Origin of the sequence: Gordonia sp. IEGM753, from assembly GCF_050321825.1 — a bacterium.
Lineage (GTDB): Bacteria > Pseudomonadota > Gammaproteobacteria > Pseudomonadales > Pseudomonadaceae > Aquipseudomonas.
Genome location: NZ_JBNQGB010000006.1, coordinates 344,933 through 351,426, shown reverse-complemented (window position 1 = coordinate 351,426; position 6,494 = coordinate 344,933). Strand labels below are relative to the sequence as shown.

The 6,494-nt window shown below is 56.9% G+C and carries 6 protein-coding genes and 1 rRNA gene; 2 read left to right on the top strand and 5 right to left on the bottom strand.

From position 1 onward, the window contains the following. Nucleotides 1-97, top strand: a 5S ribosomal RNA gene (rrf, locus tag ACQR3R_RS25565); the annotation flags it as partial. An 89-nt stretch (nucleotides 98-186) separates the two neighbouring features. On the opposite strand, the gene ACQR3R_RS25560 is transcribed toward rrf, so the two are convergent. From ACQR3R_RS25560 to ACQR3R_RS25540, 5 genes are all read right to left on the bottom strand, one after another. Further along, nucleotides 187-684, bottom strand: coding sequence for a PepSY domain-containing protein (locus ACQR3R_RS25560; protein WP_428276653.1), 498 nt, complete (start codon nucleotides 682-684; stop codon nucleotides 187-189). 46 nt (nucleotides 685-730) lie between these two features. Beyond that, nucleotides 731-3,232 carry a TonB-dependent siderophore receptor gene (locus ACQR3R_RS25555; RefSeq protein WP_428276651.1) on the bottom strand — a complete coding sequence of 834 codons (2,502 nt, stop codon included), beginning with the start codon at nucleotides 3,230-3,232 and terminating at the stop codon, nucleotides 731-733. A gap of 87 nt (nucleotides 3,233-3,319) precedes the next feature. Beyond that, entirely contained in the window at nucleotides 3,320-4,327 is a 1,008-nt protein-coding gene (locus ACQR3R_RS25550; protein WP_428276649.1) for a FecR domain-containing protein, read from the bottom strand. 5 nt (nucleotides 4,328-4,332) lie between these two features. Then, complete coding sequence (locus ACQR3R_RS25545) at nucleotides 4,333-4,833, bottom strand: sigma-70 family RNA polymerase sigma factor (protein ID WP_428276647.1); 501 nt, start codon at nucleotides 4,831-4,833, stop codon at nucleotides 4,333-4,335. A 46-nt stretch (nucleotides 4,834-4,879) separates the two neighbouring features. After that, on the bottom strand, nucleotides 4,880-5,596 hold the full coding sequence (locus tag ACQR3R_RS25540; protein ID WP_428276645.1) for an FCD domain-containing protein: 717 nt from the start codon (nucleotides 5,594-5,596) through the stop codon (nucleotides 4,880-4,882). A gap of 105 nt (nucleotides 5,597-5,701) precedes the next feature. Here ACQR3R_RS25540 and lapG point away from each other — a divergent pair, with 105 nt between their 5' ends. Continuing rightward, a complete protein-coding gene (gene lapG / locus ACQR3R_RS25535; RefSeq protein WP_428276643.1) occupies nucleotides 5,702-6,484 on the top strand; it encodes a cysteine protease LapG in 783 nt (260 codons plus the stop codon). Nucleotides 6,485-6,494 lie beyond the last annotated feature (10 nt).

Below are 6,494 nucleotides of genomic sequence, written 5' to 3'. Positions count from 1 at the left end.
TGGAACCACCTGATCCCATCCCGAACTCAGCAGTGAAACGATGCATCGCCGATGGTAGTGTGGGGTTTCCCCATGTGAGAGTAGGTCATCGTCAAGATTGAATTCCGAAACACCTATCTGCGTATGCAGGTAGGGGTTTTGTCTTTTCAGGGTCTATGAAAGGTTCGACGTGGGCCCCATCGAATGTTATTGCCTGCGGGCCCGGTTGCTGCGGCGAGCCAGTAATTTGCGCCACCAAATATAGATCCCTGTCCCCGACAGCACCGCAATCAAAACGCCTAAAACTGCGATCAGTACTTGGCCGGTGAAACCGATGATCCTTCCGCCATGTATCGGCAGTTGCAGCCGATAGAAGCGTTCTCCGAGTGTTCCCTGCCCCGCGATTTCCTGCCCTAGCAAGCGTCCGTCTGTGCCATGGAAAAACAACCAGGACTTTCCATGCGCTTGTGTATCGTGTTGGCCAAAGCCTGCTCCATAAAAGTTGTACTCAAAGCTGTAATACAACTCTCCGATTGCTGCGGTCAGCCCCAGTCTTTTACCCTCAGCCACCGCACGCTCATACGCCTGCTGATAGTGCTGCCGGTAAGCCCGGCCATCAACAAAAACAGCGCCGTCGCCAAACCGATGTATCGATGAAGTAAAACCAGTATTCCACGCATGAAAATTATCCTGCAGAAACGACAAAGCCAGCGCCTGGAAACAGGAGCTGGCTTTTTCAGGTGTACGATATTTAGAATTGATAGCTTACCGTCGCGGTGACGTTGCGATCTTCGCCCATGTAGCAGAAGTTCAAACTCGCACAGGAAGCTATGTAGGACTCGTTGGTCAGGTTATTTGCGTTCAGGCGCACATCTACACCTTTCAATCCAACCTTGCCCAAGTCGTAACCAACAGAGGCGTCAAACAACGTGTAGGACGGTACCTTCATGGTGTTCTCCGAGTCAGCCCAGCTGTAGCCGACATAACGCACGCCGCCACCGAGGCGCAGACCATCAAGTGCTGCGCTGTCGAACTTATAGTCAGCCCAGACAGAGGCCATATGGCGCGGCGCCTGGGTCGGCGAGTTGCCCTTGTTCTCGATCACGTCACTCGCCGTGCTCAAGGTGCTGATCATCGACTTCGAATATTCGATGTCGGTGAAGGTGTAGCTGCCCAGCACTTTGAGGTTGTCTGTCAGCTGCATGTGCGCTTCCAGTTCGAGTCCTTGGGAACGAACAGCACCTACCGCGCGATAGAAGTTTTCCTGCGGCAGTTTGGTCGCGAGATTCTCCTGATCGATGCGGAACAACGAAGCGGTAAACAAATTATCAGTGCCTGGCGGCTGATACTTCAGGCCCACTTCCCATTGCGTCCCATCGGTGGGTGCCAGCGGGTTGCCGGCACTGTCGGAGTAGGAGTTGGGATTGAACGACTCGGAGTAGCTGATATAAGGCGCAAAACCGCTATCAAACAAATACAACGCCCCGGCGCGGCCAGTCAGCTTGGTTCGTTTGTCACTGATTTCGGTGCCTGCCGGTCGCCCAACTTCGGCAAGGCGATTCTCGTCCGAGGTTTCTACCCAATCCTGGCGTACTCCAAGAGAGAACCGCCATTTGTCCAATTCGATCAAGTCTTGCAGATAAACGCCGGTTTGTTCCAAGCGGCGCAAGTAACTGGTCGGGCTGTAATAATCAATTGCCGAATTACCGTACACCGGACTGAATGCATTGATGGGTGCAAGGCCACCGCTGGTCCAGTCGACCACGGTTTTACGGCGTTGGTAATCGGCCCCCATCAGTACGGTGTGCTTGGTTGCGCCGGTAAAGAATTCGGCCTGAAGCATGTTGTCGACGATAAACGAGTGAAGCTTCTCGTCACCACCCGAGTAGTAGCGGTTCAATTCGTTGCTGGTGGGTGTGGTCCAGCCATAGGCGTAGACCTGATCGAGCTTCACCTTGGAATCCAGGTAACGGAAGTTCTGTCGCGCGGTGAAGACGTCGTTGAAGCGGTGCTCGAATTGATAGCCGAACGACTGCTGATCACGTTGATAGCCATCAACGCCTGGTTCGCCTTCAAAGAAGTGCGAGGATATGCGATTGCCATTGCGTTGATGGAGTGTGCCGTCGGCGGGCAGGCCGCCGTGATAACCGCCGTCCGGGTCATGTTGCAAATAGGCTTGCAGGGTCAGGGAAGTGTCTTCGGTAAAGTCGATGCTCAATGTCGGCGCGAGGGCGAAGCGCTTTTCTTTATTGTGGTCGAACTGCGTGTCGGACTGATCCGTCAGTCCTGTCAGGCGATAGGCAATACGCTTGTCGTCATCCACCGGTCCGCTGAAGTCGAAGCCCACGCCGCGCTGGCCTTGAGTGCCCACCGTCGCCTGAACTTGATGGTAGGGTTCATACAGCGGTTTTTTGCTGGTCAACGCTACCAGGCCGCCGGGCGAGCTGCGCCCATAAAGCACCGACGACGGGCCTTTCAGGATATCGACGCGCTCCAGGAAGTACGGGTCGACCTGCATGGTGCTGTAGGTGCCGCTGTCGCCCATGGATTTGAGGCCGTCGAGGTAGATGTTGTCCACCGAACCGTCGTTGAAGCCGCGCATCGCGACGTAGTCGTAGCGGTGAGTCGCGCCGTACGGATTGGTCAGTACGCCGGGCGTGTAGCGCATGGCTTGGGACACGGTTTGCGAACCTTGATCGTCCATCTGCTCGCGGGTCACTACCGAAACGCTTTGCGAGGTTTCCAGCAGCGCGGTACTGGTTTTGGTCGCGATCTGGCTGTGAGTTGCGTTGTAGCCATCCATGCTGCCCAACGCATTGCCCAACGCAAAACCCCGGATGTCGGTAGTGGGCAGCGCCAGTGCCTCAGTGTTGGAGACGGCGCGCAAGACATAGCTATTGCCATCCTGGCTGACGGCTTCCAGGCCCGAACCGCCAAGCAACTGACTCAAGGCCTGATCGGTCGAATAAGTGCCTTGGACGCCTGGCGATGAAAGGCCTGAAGTTTGTGAAGGTGTCATCGACAGCGTGATGCCGGCCTGGCGCGCAAATTGGTTGAGCACATCGCTCAGCGCGCCGCCCGCGATGGAGTAACGATGGCTGTTGGTTTCGCTAGCCGGTGCTGCGACCCCAATCGTCGGGAGCAGTCCGACGCCCAGTGCCGTGGAGAACAATGCTGCACGAACGGCGTGGCGCAGAACGCCGGTTTGCTCCGTGAAAGCCATGGGGTTTTGGTGGGTAGCGCGCACAGTCATTTTAGGTGTCCGTAGGAAGTCGCTGAAGTCAGCATTGAGGTGCTTACTGACTAAGCCGCACAGGCACGAAAAACCCGCCAAAAAATGTCAGACTTGACGCTCCAGGGTTACCCACCAGCGAGTGCGATAGTGCAATCGCACCGGTAGCGTGCGCGGCAGCACCGCCAGCAGTTTGTCGGTGTCTTCGAGTCGGAACACTCCGGACAGCCGCAAGTCGGCAATGTCCGCCGCGCAACTCAGATAACCGTGGCGATAGCGTGCGACCTCATTCAGAAAGTCGCCCAAGCGCATATTTCGAGTGACGATCAATCCATCGACCCAAGCGCCCACGTCCATGTCGAGTGCGGGCGCCAACTGCGCCCGGTGATGATCTATCAGATAACTCTGGCCTGCCTGGACCTGAATCGGCAGGCCATCGGCGGACAGTGGCGAATGTATTGCGACCATCCCGGCCGTCACGCTGAGGCGCGTGCAGTCGCTGTCCTGGCGCAGGATGAATCGCGCTGCTACACCTTCGTAGACACCGTGACGACTTTGCACGCGCAGCGGGCGATCAAACGCTGAGCCTTCGTCGATGCCACCGCAGGTCACGATGATCTCGCCGCGAATCAATTTGATCAGCCGTTGTTGCGGTGTGTAGTCAAGATTCACGGTGCTGGCGGTATTGAGTTCCAGACGTGTGCCGTCGGGTAACTGAAACCCGCGTCGTTCGCCGGTGGCAGTGGCGAAGTCGGCGGTCCACTGCTGCCAACTCACCACATCCTTGCTTAGCCACGCCGCCGAGCCTATCAACAAGGCGCCGGAGAGCAGTTTCAGGGCCTGGCGCCGTCCGAGTCCTTGAGCACTTTTTTCCAGCGTGTTGAAGGCGACCTGGGCCCCGGGCACCGCACGCAGGTTACTGCTCAACTCGGCTTGCAGCGATTGAACCCTTTGCCAGGCCTGCTCATGTTCGTAATGTTCGGCCCGCCACACTTCGCATTGCTGGCGGATCTTCGGATTGGCGGCATTGTTGCGCAGCTTCAGCAGCCAATTGATGGCCTGCCTGACCACTTGCTGATGAGGCTCGCCGTGGCGGCTCAATGATGTGTTATCCACAGGCCTCACGTTTCGTACCTCAGCACATAACAGTGATAGAGCGCATCGGCGACGTAGCGCTCCACCGAGCGCAACGAAATGCCCATCTGCTCGGCGATTTGCTTGTGCGATAGCCCTTCGCACTGCGCCAGCAGAAATGCCTGACGCACTTTTGGCTTCAGCCCTTCAAGCATGCGCGCGATGCTTTCCAGCAGTTCAAGCACCAGTGCCCGGGCTTCGGCGCCGGGTGTTTGCGCCTCGGGCAGATGGGCAATGGTTTCCAGGTAAGCGCGTTCGATTTCCTCACGCCGCCAATGGTCGATGACCAACCCGCGAGCGATGGTCCGCAAAAAGGCGCGCGGAGCCGTAAGCTCCAACCGTTCGGTTCGTTGCAGCAAACGTACGAAGGTGTCCTGGGCAAGATCGGCCGCATCAGCCGCATTCCCCAATCGGGCGCGCAGCCACGTGTTCAGCCAACCGTGGTGGCTGCTGTAAAGCGCCTTAACTGCATATTGAGCGGAAGACATGAACGCGACAGCCTGACGTCACAAATGATAATTAGTCGCATTGTCTTCAAGGGTTAAGTAATTTGCAACCATCCTCTGCATCAGGGCGGTCGAGGTAGCGTGTGATGACTTCGACCGCCCGGTTGAGATGGTTTTCGAGTAATGTCACCGCGCGTTCCACATCGCGTTGTTCCACCGCCCGCAACAGTGCCCGGTGATCTTCCTGAGATAATTCACCCAGCCCCATGGCTTGCAGGTTGAAGCGCAAAAAGCGTTCTTCTTCATTCAACCCGTCTTCTACGAGCTTCAAGAGCCGGCGATTGGGTGCCTTGTGGTAGAGGGCCAAGTGAAAAAGACGATTGAGCCGGCCAATTTCCGTGTAGTCGCTTTCGGTTTCCAGTTGATTGATGAAGTGGGCCGCTTGCTCGATGTCCTCTGCGGTGAGCAAAGGAATAGACAAGCGCAACGCCGCGGATTCCAGCAGGATGCGCAGCGCATAAGTTTCCACGGCATCGCCTTGTACCAACGGCGCGACCACCGCACCTTTGTGTGCCGTCACGTTAAGCAACGATTGTGCTTCGAGCTGACGCAATGCTTCGCGAACCGGCATGCGGCTGACCCCGAACAGGTCAGCCAGATCTTGCTGACGCAACGCGATGCCGCACGGCAGGCGTCCGTCGAGAATCGCCGCGCGCAGGGTTTCTTCTATTACCGAGCGTGCCAGGTGAGCGGGAATTGGGCTATTAACCTTGATGCTGCTAAGAGGGCTGGGCTTCTGAGTCACGACTACGCACCCTGAATGACTGAATTATTTTGGATCCAAAATTGACACTAGAGGCTGGTGGAGGGGTTGTCAAACTGGCTCTAGACCACTTGAACAGAGTTTAGCGTGTCGGCGGTGATCTCATCGTGCCATTGTCGTTTTCCCGCTAAGCTACACCCCTCAACCGAGTCCATCTGCCACCCTGGAAGCCTTGCATTGGCGCCACATTTTGCGGTCCCCCGGATATTGCGCTGGCTGTGCTGCGCCTTGCTCCTGAACGGCGTCATGCTGGTCGGCCTGCATGCCGATTGGGATTTTTCGCTCATCAGTCGACGGGCTCAGGCGCTTTACGGGCCGCTGGGCGAAGGGCAGCAACGTATCGATGCCTGGCAAAATTTGCTGGCCACGCAAAAACAGGTCAGTGAGCTGGAACAGCTGAAAGTGGTCAATCTGTTCTTCAACAAGCAGATGCGTTATGAAGAGGACATCGACTTGTGGCACCAAGTCGATTATTGGGAAACGCCCATCGAGGCGTTATGGAAAGGTGCCGGCGACTGCGAAGACTACGCCATCGCCAAGTACTTCAGCCTGCGCCATCTCGGGGTGTCCAGCGAGAAACTGCGCATCACCTACGTCAAGGCGTTGAGCCTGAACCGTGCGCACATGGTGCTGACCTATTACTCGAGCCCGGAGGCCATGCCGCTGGTGCTCGATAGCCTGATTGATACGATCAAACCTGCGAGCCAGCGAAGCGATTTATTGCCGGTCTACTCTTTCAACGCCGAAGGGTTGTACTTGCCTGGCGCCAAGGGTGACAAAAAGGTGGGCGACACCAAACGCCTTTCGCGCTGGCAGGATGTGCTGAAAAAAATGCAGGCCGAAGGTTTTCCGGTCGAGACGACCCATTAGGAGTACGCGC